Raw genomic sequence first — 17,233 nt, 5'->3', positions numbered from 1 at the left:
GCCCAAGTCTGACTTGGTTACAACTTGATTTAATGAAAAACTCTCTGATAATTTGTAAGCCACCTTACCTCCTGTTTATAAAGCGCTTTCATTTTAAGATAAAAAAATTTAAAAGGTCATTTCTCCCTTAAAATGACTGAAAACTTTTAATATAACAAATATACTAAATTAATGAAAGAATTGCAATAGCAAAAAGCAAAAAAATAAATATAAATTAAAGAAAATCAGTTACTTTTTAAAGAAAAAATGCATCCTTTCATGGCTCAAACTAAATGAAAGGATACGTTTTAAAAAGAAATTAGAATATTTTTTGGAGAGAATCTTGGATGGTTTGGGGGTCTGTTTTGGAAGAGAAGCGCTCAAGGACTTGCCCATCTCGACCAATGAGAAACTTAGCAAAATTCCATTCGATTCGTTTTCCTAGCGGGCCAGCTTTCTGGTCTTTTAGCCAAACATAAAGAGGATCTGCCTCCTTGCCGTTGACCTTGACCTTGGCAAAACGAGGGAAAGTTGTCTGATAGTGTAGGTTGCAGAAGCTATTGATTTCTTCTGCGCTGCCAGGTGCTTGTCCCATGAACTGATTGCAAGGGAAATCTAAGATTTCAAAGCCCTGATCTTGATAGCGTTCATAGAGGTCTTGGAGCCCTTGGTACTGGGGCGTTAAACCACATCCAGTAGCAGTGTTGACAATCAAGAGAACTTTGCCACGATAGCTATCCAGGGGAGTTGCTTGATTATTTTGGTTCAAAACAGAAAAATCATATATACTGGTCATTTTTCTATATTCTCCTTATGCATTCCTGATTCAGAGTGTTTCATCTCGTGTTCCGATAAAAAGGCATAGGTCATGGTTCCAAAGATGGCACCAATTCCCAAACCTAAGACTAGTAAAGGGAGCGTTTTATCGAACTGGGAGAGATTGTCCCAAAATGTGTCGAGAGGAAGATGCTGAACAAAGAGTTTGTGAAAGGCTGATAAGATAAACAAGCCAATTGGAATACTGATGAATACACCCCAACTACGAAGGTTGATCTGGCTTTTGCTATAGCTTTTGTGATGGATTTCGGACGGGTCATCCTTGTCTAAATGTAAGTTGCGAACTGCTAGTCTCGCCCTAGATGCGAGGACGAAGATAAGTCCAAAATAGAGGTAGGGCATGGCATCTCGAACCAACTCTATGAAGCGTCCAAATAGGAGATAGAACAGGAAGAGTAGGAGAGAGGAGTAAACGATTTGGATCAAGGCACGGGCACCTGCCTTGTAGATTATCTCTTGGCGGCATTCATCAAAGGGGCCTTGTATGTGAAAGAATAATTTGAGTAAGCGAGTGGTGAAATCTTCTTTTTTCATGGGAGTAACCTCCTAAATGAGCGATTTTTGATTGACTTCTTTAAAGAGTTGATAGAGAGTATAGAAGTAAACCAAACTAAAAATGATACAGATTATTAGAAATACCAGGTATCTCCAATCCATAGGATTTGTTAAAAGTTGTGGAAAGGATACGAGGATAAAACAGAGAGATGCGTTTAGAAGACGTATTTTTTTTGATTGGATTTTCTGGAATCTCTGTCCCTTGTTCAATACAGGAAGAAATAAAAGAAAGATAATCAAGAAAGGATGCTCAATATGTCCAGAAAGTAGGAAAAAGGTAACAAAGATACTGATAAAAACATGACTGATCAGTAGTCTAGCTAGTGATTTCATAAGGCACCCCCTAGTCGTCTTCTTGGTCTTTCTTGGCTTTTTGAATGCGAAGAGAGACGATAATTTGTATGGTCAATCCGAAGAAGAAGGTAGCTAGGATAGTTGATACAAAATGTCCTACATTTAAAAGAGAACCAAGATAATCCTTGCTATCATCGGTTAGGACATTCAGAAGTGGTATTCCAAAGAACATGCCCATGCCATAGATCAGACCGGCTTTTAGACCAGGAAAACGTAGCTGTTTACTTTCTTTCTGACTCAGCATCTCGGGATCAATAGCTGTGATGCCTGTTTTCTTGGTTTGGGAGACCACATAGAGAGCAGAAATCATCGAAATGACGAATACCACGAGAGGATAGCCGATAGCGACAATTTTCGGATATTTATAAGCAAGGACAAAGGGAATGAGATTGCCAAATGTCATCAGATAAAAGAGAACGATAAAGACCTGATTCCCGATACGATCGGCTTCGCGCCGTTTGTGTTCGTCAAGGGGACCAGAAATACCGTATATGCGTTTGATAAGTTTGTCAGTGAGAGTTTCTTTTTTCATTTGTTTGCTCCTTTTTTAAAAATCGTCTTCCCAAAAGAGACTATTAAGGTCAGTTTGGAGGCTGCGGGCGAGATTGAGACAGAGTTCCAGGGTTGGATTGTACTTGTCGTTTTCAATCATGTTGATGGTCTGTCTCGAGACACCGATATCTTTGGCGAGATCGAGCTGAGAAATGCCCAGTTCCTTGCGGAATTCTTTTACACGATTCATAGGGTCTCCTTTTTGATATGTCGCATATATTTGACTATATTATATTCTTTTGGAGATGGAGTGTCAAGTATATATGACATATTTTTGAGAATTTTTTTCGAAGAAACTTAGTCTTGTCTGACAAGTGCAAGCTGGTCAGATTTGTGGTAAAATAGATAAGATATGACAAAAGAATTTCATCATGTAACGGTCTTGCTTCATGAAACGATTGATATGCTTGACGTAAAACCTGACGGTATCTACGTTGATGCGACTTTGGGTGGAGCAGGCCATAGCGAATATTTATTAAGTAAATTGAGCGAAAAAGGGCATCTCTATGCCTTTGACCAGGACCAAAATGCCATTGACAATGCGCAAAAACGGTTGGCACCCTATATCGAAAAGGGGATGGTAACCTTTATCAAGGATAACTTCCGTCATTTGCAGGCACGTTTGCTCGAAGCTGGTGTTCAGGAAATTGATGGAATTTGTTATGACTTGGGAGTGTCCAGTCCTCAGTTGGATCAGCGTGAGCGTGGTTTTTCTTATAAAAAAGATGCCCCACTGGACATGAGGATGAATCAGGATGCTAGTCTGACAGCCTATGAAGTGGTCAATCATTATGACTATCATGACTTGGTTCGGATCTTTTTCAAGTATGGTGAGGATAAATTCTCTAAACAGATTGCCCGCAAGATTGAGCAGGCGCGTGAGGTGAAACCAATTGAGACAACGACGGAGTTGGCAGAGATTATCAAGTCGGCCAAACCTGCCAAGGAACTCAAGAAAAAGGGGCACCCTGCCAAGCAGATTTTCCAGGCTATCCGAATCGAAGTCAATGACGAGCTTGGGGCGGCTGATGAGTCTATCCAGCAGGCCATGGATATGCTGGCTCTGGATGGTAGAATCTCAGTCATTACTTTCCATTCGCTGGAAGACCGCTTGACCAAACAGTTGTTTAAGGAAGCGTCAACAGTGGAAGTTCCGAAAGGCTTGCCCTTCATTCCAGACGATCTTAAGCCTAAGATGGAATTGGTATCCCGTAAGCCAATCTTGCCAAGTGCCGAAGAGCTAGAAGCCAACAACCGTTCGCATTCAGCCAAGTTGCGCGTGGCCAGAAAAATTCACAAGTAAGAGGAAAAACATGGCAGAAAGAATCGAAAAAACAAGCCAGTTATTGCAAACGAAGTTTAAAGGTTTTTCACGTGTGGAAAAGGCCTTCTATGTTTCGATTGCTGCAACAATGATTATCCTGGCAATTAGCGTTGTGTTTATGCAAACCAAGCTATTACAAGTTCAGAATGAATTGACCAAGGTCAATGCTCAAATCGAAGAAAAGAAAACCGAGCTCGACGATGCCAAGCAAGAGGTCAATGAATTGATTCGTTCAGAGCGTTTGAAAGAAATTGCAAACTCTAAGGATTTGCAGCTGAATAACGAAAATATCCGAGCGGCGGAGTAAGATATGAAACAGTGGAAAGAAAAAATCATCCGTTATGCCGTTCGTAATCGCAAATCTCCAGAAGAAAACCGCCGAAGAGTAGGAAAAAGCCTGAGTTTATTGGCTGTCGTACTCTTCGCTGTCTTTTTGGTCAACTTTGCGGTCATTATCGGAACGGGTAGTAAATTTGGTAAGGATTTGGTTCAAGAGGCCAAAAAGGTTCACCAAACAACCAAGACCATCCCAGCCAAACGGGGAACCATTTATGATCGAAATGGAACGCCTATTGCAGAGGATGCGACTTCTTATAATATCTATGCCGTTATTGACAAGAACTACAAGTCAGCAACTGGTAAAATCCTCTATGTAGAGGATTCTCAATTTAATAAGGTGGCTGAAATTTTCCATAAATACCTAGATATGGAGGAGTCTTATGTCAAAGAACAGCTTTCTCAACCAGATCTGAAACAGGTATCTTTTGGAGCCAAGGGAAATGGAATCACCTATGCCAATATGATGGCCATTAAAAATGACCTCAAAACAGCTGGGGTTGAGGGGGTTGACTTTACAACTAGCCCTAACCGCAGTTATCCCAATGGACAGTTTGCTTCTTCCTTTATCGGTTTAGCGCAACTCCATGAAAATGAGGATGGAACCAAGCGTTTGATTGGGTCATCTGGTTTGGAGAGTTCTTTAAATAGCATTCTTGCAGGTACAGATGGGATTATCACCTATGAGAAGGATCGTCTGGGAAATATTGTTCCGGGTACGGAGCAGGCTTCCCAACACATGGTAGACGGAAAGGATGTGTACACAACCCTTTCTAGTCCTTTGCAATCCTTTTTGGAAACCCAGATGGATGCCTTTCAGGAAAAGGTAAAAGGCAAGTATATGACGGCTACCTTGGTCAGCGCTAAAACAGGGGAAATCCTCGCTACGACCCAACGTCCGACCTTCAATGCCGATACCAAGGATGGTATTACGAAAGACTTTGTCTGGCGAGATATTCTTTATCAAAGTAACTACGAGCCAGGGTCCACCATGAAAGTGATGATGTTGGCTTCAGCCATTGATAACAATACCTTCCCTGGTGGTGAATACTTTAACAGTAGTGAATTGAAAATAGCAGATGCAACCATTCGAGACTGGGACGTCAATGAAGGGTTGACTAGTGGTGGCACCATGACCTTCTCTCAAGGGTTTGCCCACTCAAGTAATATTGGAATGACCTTGCTTGAGCAAAAGATGGGAGACGCAACCTGGCTGGACTACCTCAACCGTTTCAAGTTTGGGGTACCGACCCGTTTTGGTTTGACAGATGAGTACACAGGTCAATTACCTGCTGATAACATTGTCAATATTGCCATGAGCTCATTTGGTCAAGGGATATCTGTCACCCAGACCCAGATGCTTCGTGCCTTTACAGCCATCGCCAATGATGGGGTTATGTTGGAGCCTAAATTTATCAGCGCCCTCTATGACCCGAATGACCAGTCTGTTCGTAAGTCTCAAAAGGAAATCGTCGGAAATCCTGTATCAAAAGCGGCAGCTTCCTCTACTCGGGATCACATGGTCATGGTCGGAACAGATCCTGTCTATGGTACCATGTACAACCACAGTACAGGAAAGCCTAATGTCAATGTTCCGGGACAGAATGTTGCCCTGAAATCCGGGACTGCTCAGATTGCCGATGAGAAGAATGGGGGCTACCTGACAGGTGAAACCAACTATATCTTCTCTGTTGTGTCGATGCATCCTGCAGAAAATCCTGATTTTATCCTCTATGTGACGGTGCAACAGCCAGAGCATTATTCAGGCGTTCAGCTGGGAGAGTTTGCCAACCCAATCCTTGAGCGAGCTTCTGCTATGAAAGAATCCCTCAATCTTCAGTCAACTGCCAAGAACTTGGATCAGGTCAGCAAGACGACAAGCTATGCTATGCCTGTCACCAAGGACTTTACCCCAGGTGACCTCGCAGAAGAATTGCGCCGAAACCTGGTCCAACCAATTGTTATCGGAACAGGAACCAAGATTAAGGATCTCTCGGTTTCTGAAGGAGATAATTTGGAAGCCAATCAGCAGATCTTGATTTTGTCTGATAAGGTCGAAGAAATGCCTGATATGTATGGCTGGACAGATGAAAATGTGCAAACATTGGCCAAATGGCTGAATATAGAAGTCGAGTGGGAAGGTAGCGGTAAGACAGTCAAGAAACAAAGTGTCCGTGCCAATACAGCCCTCAAAGACCTTAAAAAAATGAAAGTAACATTAGGAGATTAAGATGATTAGTTCCATTAGTGCTGGAATTCTAGCCTTTCTATTGACCTTGATTGGCATTCCAGCCTTTATCCGATTTTATCGAAAAGCGCAGATTACAGGTCAGCAGATGCACGAGGATGTCAAGCAACACCAAGCTAAAGCTGGGACTCCAACCATGGGAGGTCTTGTTTTCCTTATCGTTGCAGTAGTCGTGAGCTTTCTGGTTGCTCTCTTTACCCAACAATTGACCAACAATGTCGGCATGATTTTGTTTATCTTGGTTTTGTATGGTTTGGTAGGTTTTCTGGATGACTTCCTCAAGGTCTTTCGTAAAATCAACGAAGGCTTAAATCCCAAGCAAAAACTTGCTCTCCAGCTGCTTGGAGGAGTGATTTTCTACCTCTTTTATGAGCGCGGTGGCGATATGCTTTCAGTTTTTGGCTACCAAGTTCATCTGGGAATTTTCTATATCTTCTTTGCCCTTTTCTGGCTAGTTGGCTTTTCAAATGCGGTGAATCTGACTGACGGGATCGACGGCTTAGCAAGTATTTCCGTAGTGATTAGCCTGTCTGCCTACGGTGTGATTGCTTATATGCAAAATCAACTGGATATTCTTCTTGTGATTCTTACCATGATTGGTGGTTTGCTAGGCTTCTTCGTCTTTAACCACAAACCTGCCAAGGTCTTTATGGGAGATGTGGGAAGTTTGGCTCTTGGTGGGATGCTGGCAGCTATTTCTATGGCTCTTCATCAAGAATGGACCCTTTTGCTGATTGGGATTATCTATGTCTTTGAGACAAGCTCTGTTATGATGCAGGTCACCTACTTCAAACTTAGTGGTGGGAAGCGTATTTTCCGTATGACGCCTGTCCATCACCATTTTGAACTTGGAGGATTCTCAGGCAAGGGCAATCCTTGGAGTGAGTGGAAGGTTGACTTCTTCTTTTGGGGAGTTGGGCTTCTAGCAAGTCTCTTGACCCTAGCTGTTTTATACCTGCTGTAAAACTAACTTTTGATTACAAAATAAAACAGGATGAAGGTGATCTTCATCCTGTTTTTGTGTGCTTAAAGGTTAGTTGGAGTCATCCTTTCTCCCTTTTAACATAAAAGTGGCTGTGAGGGCTAGGCTGAGGCCTGCTAAGAAGAGGAGTGGGTTAGATGCTTCTCCTGTTGCTGGAAGTTCTTCTTTAGGAGAACTTCCAGCTTTAGCAAGACTCGGACTAGCTGAAAGTTGTTCAGCCTCGTGTGCCAAGGTTTCTGCATTTGAAGCACTTGGTTTTTCATCTGTACTAGGGGTTGTTCCAGCAGCTTGATAGACGACAGCATAGGTACTGAAATGACTAGTGATGAATTCTGCCTTTCCTTCTCGAACATCGAAATCAAGGGCTTGTAACTCCTTGGTCGGAGTAATATAGTAGACCTTTTCTACGCTAGCTGAAATAGGCAAGCGAACCAATACAGAGCCTTTTGGCTGCAAGTTATGATCTGTTGGATTTTTAAGTTGTAGGTCGTAAGCATCATAGGTCTTGCCAAAGAGTTCCTGAGCTAGGACACGTCGGCTTGAGATGTGAGAAATTCCTTCTAGGTCACTGACTCCACCAATAATTTCCACTCCAGTTTCCTTGTCTTTCAAGACTCGAACTGGATAATCAGGAAGGGTAAGGGTTGGAGCAGCCTGATCCCCACTAGTTCCGATAGGGTCAGTGTATTCAGGAATTGTCACTGTAGGCGGTTCCTCTTGCCCTGCAGTCCCGATAGGGTTGGTGTATTCCGGAATTTCTACTGTTGGAGCTTCTTGTTCTCCCGGAGTTCCGATAGGATCAGTATATTCAGGCTTTTCAACTGTAGGTGGCTCTTCTTGTCCTGCAGTTCCGATAGGGTTAGTATATTCCGGAATGTCAACAGTAGGAGCTGGTTCGTCCCCCTTGCTTGTAGTTGGCTGGTTCTCGTCAATCTTTTTCTCATCTTTTTTAGTAAAGACAGCTACGACAGGACTACTTGTGGTAGTTCCTTGAATGGCATAAGCTTCGATCGCTTTTCCAGTTTGTCGATCAGTAGCCTCAGGGATTGGGATTTGAACTTGATTGTCTTGGATTGATAGCACGGTCTGATCCCCACTTGTAACCAGATGCGTTTCGTCCACTTTGCGCAATACTAGAGGATCTTTGACACCTGGGAAGGTTACAGCGATGGCTTCCCAGTCTCCAGACGGTAGGGTTAAGGAAATTTCTTTGTCGTTTTCCTTAAGAGGAGCGATACTTGGACTATCTATACCAATAGCAGGGGCTTTGATGATATCAAAGGAATCTAGAGAAATTTTCTTGCGACCTTCGGGTGAATCTGGATCAACACGTAATGTCAGGGTGTGCGGACCGTCAGTGAGATTTGTAAATTCGCCAATAAAGGCTCTCTTTTCAGTTGCGCCTGACGTATAGAAATCCAAAGCAGGCATTTCTTTGCCATCTAATGTAACACGTGCTCGTCCAAGGGCAAGGCTCTTCAAACCATAGATACGAATACCTGTTCCTGTAAAGGAAATGGTTGCCTGAGCTTCTGAAGCTGCACTAGAGTCGCTGTTGTTGATATCAGCGTATTTTTCCGTACCTCCGTAGAGTTCCGGGTCAGACCAGTCCTTAAACTGGGAATCATACTGGATGCGCGAATCACGGTCATCCATTTTTTCAATCGTACTTCCTTTTCCAGATAGGACCTTAAAGTAGTCTAAGGAAATTTTCGAGCGTTCACTTCCACGTCCCTTGTGCTCACGTTTAACGCTAAGAGTCAATGTATGAGGTCCTTCTGACAATCCTGTAAAGCGACCAATGAGGCTACCTTTTTCAGTTGCCCCAGCAGTGTGGAAATCAAGTTCGCCGACCTCTTTGCCATCAATTTTAGCAGTAGCAAGACCTAGTTCAGACGATTTTAGTCCATAGATTTCGATACCAACACCATTGAAAGGAATGGTTGCAGTGATATCTTCGTCTGAATAGTCATAGTATGAAAGATCCGCATACTTCTCAGTTCCTCCAAATAATTCTGAGTCTGCCCAGTTTCCAAAGGCAGCTCCGTACTGGATACGACTATCCCGATCGTCCATCAACTCACTAGGAGTTTCTACAGTAGCCTGTTCAGATACTTGGGTAGGAACTTCTCCCAGCATGGCCTTGACGGTATAGGTATAGGCGAGTTGAGGATTTAGTGAGCGGTCGATAAAGTGGGTTTGATTGGTTACAAATTCTCTAGTTGCAGAGGTTTGTCCAGATTCATCTTTTACTTGTCTTTGGATGACATAGTGGGTAGCGCCTTCTACTTGGTTGAAGGTGATTTCGGCAGTGACTCCATTTTGTCGAACTGCTGTCAGACTGGTTACACGACCAGGGAAATGTTCAAAGGTAATGACATCACCTTTTTGTGTTGCCAGTTGGATGCGACCATCTTTGAGGATAGTTGCTTTGACTGCTTTGCCATTGACCTTAACCTGACTGGCTTCGATATTCGGATAGTCTACAACCAGGTCTCCGCCGACATTTGACAGGAAGGACAAGCTTTGAAGGTTTTTATCTTTCCACTTCATGCTGACTTCAAAGTTACCACGGGCAATCAAGCCAGAAACTTGACCGTCTTTCCAAGCATCTGGAAGGGCTGGCAATGGCGCAATATAGCCAGTATGAGATTGGAGGAGCATTTCTGCCATCCCACTAGTTGCTCCAAAGTTTCCGTCGATTTGGAAAGGCGCGTGCGTATCCCAAAGGTTTTCTAGGGTTGAGTATTTTAGCTGTTCAGCGAGTAAGCGATGGGCACGGTTACCGTCCAAGAGACGAGCCCAGAGGTTGATTTTATTGGCCTTAGACCAACCAGTACCACCATCTCCACGGTGGTTGAGAGTAGCACGCGCAGCTTCTAGGTATTCAGCTTGATCTTTGCTAAAGAGCGTACCTGGGAAGAGACCTACCAGATGGGAAACGTGGCGGTGGTTGTTTTCAATCCCTTCGTTGGTGAATTGTGGGCTGTCTTCTTCGTACCATTCCTTGATACGTCCCTCATTGTTGATATGAAGTGGTTTGAGTTTGTCAAATTTAGCCTTGACCTCTGTGACTAAGTCTTGGTCGACTTTCAGATGATTGGCAACTTCCATGTAGTCATGGAATAGCTGCCAAACTAGCGACTGGTCAAAGGTGTTTCCGATGGTGATGGTACCGTGTTCTGGTGAGTAGGATGGAGAAGACACCCAACGGTCACTTTCTTTGTCGTAGTGCAAGAAGGAGTTCCAGAATTTAGCAGTCTCTTTCAACATAGGATAAATCTTTTCTTTGAGATAAGTCTCATCCTTGGTGAATTTATAGTAGTCATAGACATTCTGCATCATCCAGGCATTAGCAGCTGGAGACCAACCCCAGTAATAATTCCAACCTGGAGTAGTCCAGCCAAATGGTGTTGCTTGAGTGTGGACCAGCCAACCATTTTCTTGTCCGTCTTTGGATTCGATACCAGCGTATTCTTTGGCAGCGATACGACCATAATAGCGCATGTCATCAATGTAATTGATCATTGGCTTGGCAGTTTCAGCAAGGTTGCTCATGTAGGCTGGCCAATAATTCATTTGCAAATTGACATTGAGGTGGTAATCAGCGTTCCAAGGTGGATTGTCTACGGCATTCCAGACTCCCTGCAGGTTGGCAGGAAGGGCATCTGTCCGATCACGAGACGAGCTAATCAATAAATAACGTCCGTATTGGAAGAAGAGTTCTTCCAGTTTTTGTCCTTTGCTAGGGTTATAGCTTTGAAGGGCCTCTTTTGTCGTTTGAGTAGTCTTGTTTCCACCTAGATTTAGTTTAACGCGGTTAAAGAGACTTTGATAATCCTTGATATGGTCCTTTTTAAGTGTCTCGTAGTCTTTGGCCTTAGCTGCTTCTACAATCCCTTTAACCGTTTTTTCGAGGTCAATGTCTTTTCGATAGTTGGTTTTAGGATTTTGAGCAAAGTTTGTCTTGGCGCTGAGATAGAGGGTCGCATAGCTTGCGCCTGTGACGGTTAGAGTCTCATTCTGAACAGTGACTGTTCCGTCTGTTTTAATTCCTAGATAGGATGCAAATTTGAGACCGTTATCTTTGACAGTTCCCTTTAGAAGGATTCCATGTTCATCTGTAGTAACATGTCCGTTCTTATAGTTGGAATATTCCCAAGAGTAGTCACCATTAGCAAGCAAGTCCTCTGTCAAGCTGTTCCAAAGGGTAAAGTCAAGCGTCTTATTTCCTTTTTTAGTCAAGTGGGTCACAGTGACATCATCAGGATAGCTGGAGAAGGTTTCGCGTTTGAAGGTCGTCCCATCTTGGGTGTAAGAAGTGGTTGTAGTAGCCTCTGTGATATCCAAACCACGGTGATAATCTGTTACGGTATCTAGACCCTTTTTCTGGTTATTGAAGACCATGAAAATATCACCAAAGGCTAGGTAGCGACCATACTGGGCGTTGTTTGGTCCGACTAGATTTTGTTCAGCCAGTTGTTTGGCTTTTTGGCGATCTCCATCTTCGAGAGCTTTACGAATCTCCGCCAAGACCTTGTAGCGATCCTTGTAGTTCCCTCCATTATAGTCGGTGCTATCGGGTTGTGGTCCTCCTGACCAGAGGGTCTTTTCGTTGTACTGGATTCTCTCTTCCCCAATGAGTCCGAAAACCTTGGCTCCCATTTCTCCATTTCCGACAGGAAGGGCTTGTTTTTCCCATCCATCATAGGAGGGAGCTGTTGGTTGATCGTAGTTGAGTTGATAGTTTTCTTGCTTTGTCACTGGCAGTTCTGTCTTCTCGCTCTCCTTGTTTTCTTTTGAGTCTATAACAGCTTCACTACTAGCTTGACTACTTGTAGGCTGAGTCTCTTCGGCTGGTTTGCTTTCGGTACTTGGAGTCTCAACTAGAGCTGGTTTAGCGGTCTCGGTCGGTTCAATCTGCTCTGATCCACTATCAGGTTTAGTTGTAGTCTCGACAATACTTGGGTCATTTTGCTGCACTTCAATACCATCAGCAGAGACTGTATGACTAGATAGAAAAACAGCCCCCAGCAAAACAGAAGCAGTCCCAACCGTCAGTTTACGGATGCTATAGCGACAGGATTTCTCCCAAAATCTTTTATCCATAGAAATCTCCTTTAGTATTTGGAACCGTTTACATTTTGTAAGACAAATCCCTATATTTTTGTTTCTATTTACCTCCCATTCTACTGGTCATCTAGCATTTGTCAAGAGGTTTTTGGTGAAAAACATATTTGATATTGCTTTTTCTTAAAATAGTAGAAGAAAGAGAGGAAAGGGTGGAATTATTCGTAATTTCATAGTTCAATCTGATTGTAAGACTAGCTTAGAATTGGCTTAACCCTCTCTTGAAAGCGTAAAACAAACTAGTCAGGAAAGTCACTTTATGGTATAATATAGAAGACTCAAAAAGAAACAGGAGAAAAAGAATGGATTTACTTTTAGCAATTGTCTTGATTGTGCTAGCTTTTCTAGGAGGAGCTCTTGGAGGTATGTACTTGGTGCGTAAGCAAATCGAAAAAGAATTTGCGGACAACCCACGTTTGAACGCTGAGGCAGTTCGTGCTCTCTTGAGTGCAAATGGTCAAAAACCAAGCGAAGCCAAGGTACAACAAGTTTACCACCAAATCATCCGCCAACAAAAAGCAGCCCTTACTAACAATAAAAAGAAATAAATAGGAAAAGTCTGGGATGAAAGTTCCAGACTTCTCACTATGTTCAATAGTTCTCAAGGATAAGACTTTTTCCTTGCATTCTATTGATATTTGATTATGATTAAGAGAGAGGCAGTTTCCATTCTATCAAGCTGTCTATCCGTTCATTTAGGACGAGTAATTATGATGAACTATCAATCAGAAAAAAGACTAGAAAGAAGACTGTATGGATAATCGACCGATTGGTTTTTTGGATTCGGGTGTCGGTGGCTTAACCGTTGTTCGTGAGCTCATGCGCCAGCTTCCCCATGAAGAAATCGTCTATATTGGAGATTCGGCACGGGCGCCCTATGGTCCCCGTCCTGCTGAGCAAATTCGTGAATATACTTGGCAGTTGGTCAACTTTCTCTTGACCAAGGATGTCAAAATGATTGTCATTGCTTGTAATACTGCGACTGCGGTCGTCTGGGAAGAAATCAAGGCGAAACTAGACATTCCTGTTCTAGGTGTGATTTTGCCTGGAGCTTCGGCAGCCATCAAGTCCAGTCAAGGTGGGAAAATCGGGGTGATTGGAACTCCCATGACGGTACAATCAGACATCTACCGTCAGAAAATCCATGATTTGGATCCAGACTTACAGGTGGAAAGTTTGGCCTGTCCCAAGTTTGCCCCCTTGGTTGAATCTGGTGCCTTATCAACTAGTGTAACTAAGAAAGTGGTTTATGAAACCCTGCGTCCCTTGGTCGGCAAGGTGGATAGCTTGATTTTGGGGTGTACTCATTATCCGCTCCTTCGCCCTATCATCCAAAATGTCATGGGACCAGATGTAAAACTCATCGATAGTGGGGCAGAGTGTGTACGGGATATCTCGGTTTTGCTTAACTATTTTGAAATCAATCGTAGCCGAGATGCGGGACCGCTTCAGCACCGATTTTACACAACAGCTAGTAGCCAGAGTTTTGCTCAGATTGGAGCAGAATGGCTGGAAAAAGAGATTCATGTGGAGCATGTAACTTTATGACAAACAAAATTTATGAATACAAGGACGACCAGGACTGGTATGTCGGTGTCTGGGACGTCTATGGAGGCATCTACAGTCTCATCAAAGATCCGCTTGATCTTGATTTTATGGATTTGGCGCGGATTTTTCGTGATAAGGAAAATGGCTTTCCAATTACGATAACGGTGATGCGCTGGTCTTCTAACTTCCGTTTACTCTCTTTTATCGTTGAGATTTTAAATGCGGAAGCAGGACGTAACTTGGAAGTCATCCAACGTCAGGGAGCCCTACTCTTGGTAGAAAATGGGCAACTCCTGCATATAGAATTGCCTAAAGAAGGGGTCAATGTTCAAGACTTCTTTGAAACTAGTAAGGTTAGAGAAACCTTGTTGATTGCGACTCGTAACGAGGGCAAGACCAAGGAATTCCGAGCTATCTTTGACAAGTTAGGCTACGATGTGGAAAATCTCAATGACTATCCAGATCTGCCTGAAGTAGCTGAAACAGGCATGACCTTCGAAGAAAATGCCCGCCTCAAGGCAGAAACCATTTCTCAATTAACAGGCAAGATGGTGCTAGCAGATGACTCTGGTCTCAAAGTCGATGTCCTCGGTGGTTTGCCAGGAGTCTGGTCAGCCCGTTTTGCAGGTGTGGGAGCAACTGACCGTGAAAATAACGCCAAACTCTTGCACGAATTGGCCATGGTCTTTGACCTTAAGGACCGTTCGGCACAATTCCACACAACCCTAGTCGTAGCTAGCCCAAACAAGGAAAGCTTGGTGGTTGAAGCTGACTGGCCAGGTTATATCAATTTTGAACCCAAGGGTGAAAATGGTTTTGGCTATGATCCCCTTTTCCTTGTGGGAGAGACAGGCAAGTCAGCAGCTGAATTAACCCTTGAAGAAAAAAATAGCCAATCCCACCGTGCCTTAGCCGTTAAGAAACTTTTGGAGGTATTTCCATCATGGCAAAGCAAACCATCATTGTAATGAGTGATTCCCACGGAGATAGCTTGATTGTGGAAGAAATTCGTGACCGCTATCTGGGTAAAGTAGATGCCATTTTTCACGATGGCGACTCAGAACTCCGTCCAGATTCTCCGCTTTGGGAAGGCATCCATGTCGTCAAAGGCAACATGGACTTTTATGCTGGCTACCCAGAACGTTTGGTAACTCAACTTGGTCCAACCAAGATCATCCAGACTCATGGACACTTGTTTGATATCAATTTCAACTTTCAAAAGTTGGACTACTGGGCTCAGGAAGAAGATGCCGATATTTGTCTCTATGGTCACTTGCATGTGCCAAATGCTTGGATGGAAGGAAAAACACTCTTTCTAAATCCAGGCTCCATCAGCCAACCACGAGGAACTATCAGAGAATGTCTCTATGCCCGTGTGGAGATTGATGACAGCTATTTCAAAGTAGACTTTTTGACACGTGATCATGAGGTTTATCCAGGTCTGTCCAAGGAGTTTGCTCGATGATTGCCAAGGAATTTGAAGCATTTTTACTGGAGCAGGAAGAGACTTTCCTTACCCCTGCCGAGAATCTAGCAGCCTTGATTGATACCCATAATGCTGACCATGCGATTTTAGTGCTGAGCCAAATCACCTATACCCGTATCCCTGTTGTGACCTTTGACAAACGCTTTGTCGGAACCATTGGTCTGAGAGATATTTTGGCTTATCAAATGGAGCAGGGTTTGACGGATGAGCATATGGCAACGACAGATATCGTCAATATGACCAAGACAGATGTGGCAGTCGTCGCTCCAGACTATAACATCACAGAGGTCCTCCATAAACTGGTAGATGAACCTTTCTTGCCAGTGGTAGATGATGAAGGAATTTTCCAAGGAATTATCACGCGCAAGTCTATCCTCAAGGCTGTCAATGCCCTCTTGCATGACTTCAGTAAGGAATATGAGATTCGATGCAAATGAGAGATAGGATTTCAGCCTTTTTAGAGGAAAAACAGGACTTGTCTGCCAATTCCAAGCAGTCCTATAAGTATGATCTGGAGCAATTTTTAGACATTGTGGGTGAGCGGATTTCTGAAACCAGTCTCAAGATTTACCAAGGCCAGCTAGCCAATCTAAAAATCAGCGCCCAAAAGCGAAAACTTTCTGCCTGTAACCAATTTCTCTACTTTCTCTATCGAAAAGGAGAAGTGGACAGCTTTTATCGTTTGGAATTAGCCAAACAAGCTGAAAAGAAGACCGAAAAGTCAGAACGGTTAGACCTAGAGTCTTTTTGGCAGGAAAGTGACTATCCAGAGGGACGCTTGCTAGCGCTCTTAATCCTAGAAATGGGACTCTTGCCAAGCGAGATTTTAGCCCTTAAGGTTGCAGATATCAATCTGGATTTTCAGGTGTTGCGAATTAACAAGGCTTCCCAACAGAGGATTGTAGCCATTCCTAGGACCTTGCTTTCAGAATTGGAACCCTTGATGGGGCAGACCTATCTCTTTGAAAGGGGAGGGAAAGCCTATTCTCGTCAGTGGGCCTTTCGTCAGCTGGAGTCCTTTGTCAAGGAGAAAGGTTTCCCAACCTTATCAGCCCAAGCCTTGCGGGAACAGTTCATTCTAAGACAGATAGAAGAGAAGGTCGATTTGTACGAAATTGCAAAAAAATTAGGATTAAAAACAGTCCTGACCTTAGAAAAATATAGATAATGGATATTAAATTAAAAGATTTTGAAGGGCCCCTGGACTTGCTCTTGCACTTGGTTTCTAAGTACCAGATGGATATCTACGATGTGCCTATCACAGAAGTCATCGAACAGTACCTAGCCTATGTCTCAACCCTGCAGGCTATGCGTCTGGAAGTGACGGGTGAGTATATGGTTATGGCCAGTCAGCTCATGCTGATAAAGAGCCGCAAACTTCTTCCAAAGGTGGCAGAAGTGGCTGATTTGGAGGATGACCTGGAGCAGGATCTCCTCTCCCAAATCGAAGAATACCGCAAGTTCAAGCTCTTGGGTGAGCACTTGGAGGCTAAGCACCAAGATCGGGCCCAGTACTATTCCAAAGCGCCGACAGAGTTGATCTACGAAGATGCGGAACTTGTGCATGATAGGACGACCATTGACCTCTTTTTGGCTTTTTCAAATATCCTAGCCAAGAAAAAAGAGGAGTTCGCTCAGAATCACACGACTATCTTGCGGGATGAGTATAAGATTGAGGACATGATGGGCATTGTAAAAGAGTCCTTGACTGGACGAGACCAGTTGCGTTTGCAGGATTTGTTCAAGGAAGCCCAGAATGTCCAAGAGGTCATTACCCTCTTTTTGGCAACCCTAGAGTTAATCAAAACCCAGGAACTGATCCTCGTGCAAGAGGAGAGTTTCGGAGATATCTATCTCATGGAAAAGAAGGAAGAAAGTCAAGAGGCACAAAGCTAGACTTGA

At 43.5% G+C, this 17,233-nt stretch carries 17 protein-coding genes; 11 read left to right on the top strand and 6 right to left on the bottom strand.

The features are described from left to right. Positions 1-298: 298 nt before the first annotated feature. From HMPREF8571_RS10235 to HMPREF8571_RS10215, 5 genes are read right to left on the bottom strand one after another with little or no spacing between them, the layout of a single operon-like run. Positions 299-775 carry a glutathione peroxidase gene (locus HMPREF8571_RS10235; RefSeq protein WP_000200908.1) on the bottom strand — a complete coding sequence of 159 codons (477 nt, stop codon included), beginning with the start codon at positions 773-775 and terminating at the stop codon, positions 299-301. Then, complete coding sequence (locus tag HMPREF8571_RS10230) at positions 772-1,350, bottom strand: DUF3278 domain-containing protein (protein WP_000711210.1); 579 nt, start codon at positions 1,348-1,350, stop codon at positions 772-774. The genes HMPREF8571_RS10235 and HMPREF8571_RS10230 overlap by 4 nt, the downstream gene beginning before the upstream one ends. 12 nt (positions 1,351-1,362) lie before the next feature. Beyond that, positions 1,363-1,704 (bottom strand): hypothetical protein, encoded by a 342-nt coding sequence (locus HMPREF8571_RS10225; RefSeq protein ID WP_000838131.1) that lies wholly within the window; start codon positions 1,702-1,704, stop codon positions 1,363-1,365. Between the two features lie 10 nt (positions 1,705-1,714). Then, positions 1,715-2,257 carry a DUF3278 domain-containing protein gene (locus tag HMPREF8571_RS10220; protein ID WP_000712405.1) on the bottom strand — a complete coding sequence of 181 codons (543 nt, stop codon included), beginning with the start codon at positions 2,255-2,257 and terminating at the stop codon, positions 1,715-1,717. Positions 2,258-2,272: 15 nt separating this feature from the next. Further along, positions 2,273-2,467, bottom strand: coding sequence for a helix-turn-helix transcriptional regulator (locus HMPREF8571_RS10215; RefSeq protein WP_001082467.1), 195 nt, complete (start codon positions 2,465-2,467; stop codon positions 2,273-2,275). A 162-nt stretch (positions 2,468-2,629) separates the two neighbouring features. Here HMPREF8571_RS10215 and rsmH point away from each other — a divergent pair, with 162 nt between their 5' ends. From rsmH to mraY, 4 genes are read left to right on the top strand one after another with little or no spacing between them, the layout of a single operon-like run. Next, positions 2,630-3,580 carry a 16S rRNA (cytosine(1402)-N(4))-methyltransferase RsmH gene (rsmH, locus tag HMPREF8571_RS10210; RefSeq protein ID WP_000159383.1) on the top strand — a complete coding sequence of 317 codons (951 nt, stop codon included), beginning with the start codon at positions 2,630-2,632 and terminating at the stop codon, positions 3,578-3,580. Between the two features lie 10 nt (positions 3,581-3,590). After that, the gene (ftsL, locus tag HMPREF8571_RS10205) at positions 3,591-3,908 is read left to right on the top strand and encodes a cell division protein FtsL (RefSeq protein WP_000840795.1); all 318 of its coding nucleotides are present in this window, start codon (positions 3,591-3,593) and stop codon (positions 3,906-3,908) included. A gap of 3 nt (positions 3,909-3,911) precedes the next feature. After that, a complete protein-coding gene (pbp2X, locus tag HMPREF8571_RS10200; protein WP_000816047.1) occupies positions 3,912-6,167 on the top strand; it encodes a penicillin-binding protein PBP2X in 2,256 nt (751 codons plus the stop codon). Position 6,168: 1 nt separating this feature from the next. Beyond that, complete coding sequence (gene mraY, locus HMPREF8571_RS10195; protein ID WP_000625785.1) at positions 6,169-7,149, top strand: phospho-N-acetylmuramoyl-pentapeptide-transferase; 981 nt, start codon at positions 6,169-6,171, stop codon at positions 7,147-7,149. A gap of 69 nt (positions 7,150-7,218) precedes the next feature. Here mraY and HMPREF8571_RS11005 read toward each other — a convergent pair whose 3' ends face one another. After that, on the bottom strand, positions 7,219-12,276 hold the full coding sequence (locus tag HMPREF8571_RS11005) for an SIALI-17 repeat-containing surface protein (RefSeq protein ID WP_000361156.1): 5,058 nt from the start codon (positions 12,274-12,276) through the stop codon (positions 7,219-7,221). 323 nt (positions 12,277-12,599) lie between these two features. Between HMPREF8571_RS11005 and HMPREF8571_RS10190 the strand changes: the two genes are divergently transcribed. From HMPREF8571_RS10190 to HMPREF8571_RS10160, 7 genes are all read left to right on the top strand, one after another. After that, the gene (locus HMPREF8571_RS10190; RefSeq protein ID WP_000364988.1) at positions 12,600-12,845 is read left to right on the top strand and encodes a YneF family protein; all 246 of its coding nucleotides are present in this window, start codon (positions 12,600-12,602) and stop codon (positions 12,843-12,845) included. A 205-nt stretch (positions 12,846-13,050) separates the two neighbouring features. Continuing rightward, positions 13,051-13,845: a glutamate racemase gene (gene racE / locus HMPREF8571_RS10185; protein WP_000370362.1), complete on the top strand. Its 795-nt coding sequence runs from the start codon at positions 13,051-13,053 to the stop codon at positions 13,843-13,845. Next, positions 13,803-14,813, top strand: coding sequence for a nucleoside-triphosphate diphosphatase (locus HMPREF8571_RS10180; protein ID WP_419991867.1), 1,011 nt, complete (start codon positions 13,803-13,805; stop codon positions 14,811-14,813). The genes racE and HMPREF8571_RS10180 overlap by 43 nt, the downstream gene beginning before the upstream one ends. Further along, a complete protein-coding gene (locus HMPREF8571_RS10175) occupies positions 14,789-15,310 on the top strand; it encodes a metallophosphoesterase (protein ID WP_001118939.1) in 522 nt (173 codons plus the stop codon). The genes HMPREF8571_RS10180 and HMPREF8571_RS10175 overlap by 25 nt, the downstream gene beginning before the upstream one ends. Then, positions 15,307-15,768 (top strand): cyclic-di-AMP-binding protein CbpB, encoded by a 462-nt coding sequence (cbpB, locus tag HMPREF8571_RS10170; RefSeq protein ID WP_000560693.1) that lies wholly within the window; start codon positions 15,307-15,309, stop codon positions 15,766-15,768. Before HMPREF8571_RS10175 ends, cbpB begins: the two co-directional genes overlap by 4 nt. Next, positions 15,765-16,499, top strand: a complete 735-nt coding sequence (gene xerD, locus HMPREF8571_RS10165; RefSeq protein ID WP_303742776.1) for a site-specific tyrosine recombinase XerD — start codon at positions 15,765-15,767, stop codon at positions 16,497-16,499. Before cbpB ends, xerD begins: the two co-directional genes overlap by 4 nt. Next, positions 16,499-17,227 carry a segregation/condensation protein A gene (locus tag HMPREF8571_RS10160; RefSeq protein WP_000351879.1) on the top strand — a complete coding sequence of 243 codons (729 nt, stop codon included), beginning with the start codon at positions 16,499-16,501 and terminating at the stop codon, positions 17,225-17,227. Before xerD ends, HMPREF8571_RS10160 begins: the two co-directional genes overlap by 1 nt. The last annotated feature ends 6 nt before the right edge of the window (positions 17,228-17,233 follow it).

This window comes from Streptococcus mitis ATCC 6249, from assembly GCF_000146585.1.
Classification (GTDB): Bacteria; Bacillota; Bacilli; order Lactobacillales; family Streptococcaceae; genus Streptococcus; species Streptococcus mitis_AZ.
Note: the sequence above shows the minus strand (reverse complement) of the source record. Positions and strands in the feature narration are given on the sequence as shown.

Coding starts and splice junctions, on each gene's coding strand:
- cbpB (WP_000560693.1), top strand. CDS start 15,307: ATGATTGCCAAGGAATTTGAAGCATTTTTACTGGAGCAGGAAGAGACT.
- pbp2X (WP_000816047.1), top strand. CDS start 3,912: ATGAAACAGTGGAAAGAAAAAATCATCCGTTATGCCGTTCGTAATCGC.
- HMPREF8571_RS10180 (WP_419991867.1), top strand. CDS start 13,803: ATGGCTGGAAAAAGAGATTCATGTGGAGCATGTAACTTTATGACAAAC.
- rsmH (WP_000159383.1), top strand. CDS start 2,630: ATGACAAAAGAATTTCATCATGTAACGGTCTTGCTTCATGAAACGATT.
- racE (WP_000370362.1), top strand. CDS start 13,051: ATGGATAATCGACCGATTGGTTTTTTGGATTCGGGTGTCGGTGGCTTA.
- mraY (WP_000625785.1), top strand. CDS start 6,169: ATGATTAGTTCCATTAGTGCTGGAATTCTAGCCTTTCTATTGACCTTG.
- ftsL (WP_000840795.1), top strand. CDS start 3,591: ATGGCAGAAAGAATCGAAAAAACAAGCCAGTTATTGCAAACGAAGTTT.
- HMPREF8571_RS10235 (WP_000200908.1), bottom strand. CDS start 775: ATGACCAGTATATATGATTTTTCTGTTTTGAACCAAAATAATCAAGCA.
- HMPREF8571_RS10230 (WP_000711210.1), bottom strand. CDS start 1,350: ATGAAAAAAGAAGATTTCACCACTCGCTTACTCAAATTATTCTTTCAC.
- HMPREF8571_RS10160 (WP_000351879.1), top strand. CDS start 16,499: ATGGATATTAAATTAAAAGATTTTGAAGGGCCCCTGGACTTGCTCTTG.
- HMPREF8571_RS10215 (WP_001082467.1), bottom strand. CDS start 2,467: ATGAATCGTGTAAAAGAATTCCGCAAGGAACTGGGCATTTCTCAGCTC.
- HMPREF8571_RS10220 (WP_000712405.1), bottom strand. CDS start 2,257: ATGAAAAAAGAAACTCTCACTGACAAACTTATCAAACGCATATACGGT.
- HMPREF8571_RS10225 (WP_000838131.1), bottom strand. CDS start 1,704: ATGAAATCACTAGCTAGACTACTGATCAGTCATGTTTTTATCAGTATC.
- HMPREF8571_RS10175 (WP_001118939.1), top strand. CDS start 14,789: ATGGCAAAGCAAACCATCATTGTAATGAGTGATTCCCACGGAGATAGC.
- xerD (WP_303742776.1), top strand. CDS start 15,765: ATGAGAGATAGGATTTCAGCCTTTTTAGAGGAAAAACAGGACTTGTCT.
- HMPREF8571_RS10190 (WP_000364988.1), top strand. CDS start 12,600: ATGGATTTACTTTTAGCAATTGTCTTGATTGTGCTAGCTTTTCTAGGA.
- HMPREF8571_RS11005 (WP_000361156.1), bottom strand. CDS start 12,276: ATGGATAAAAGATTTTGGGAGAAATCCTGTCGCTATAGCATCCGTAAA.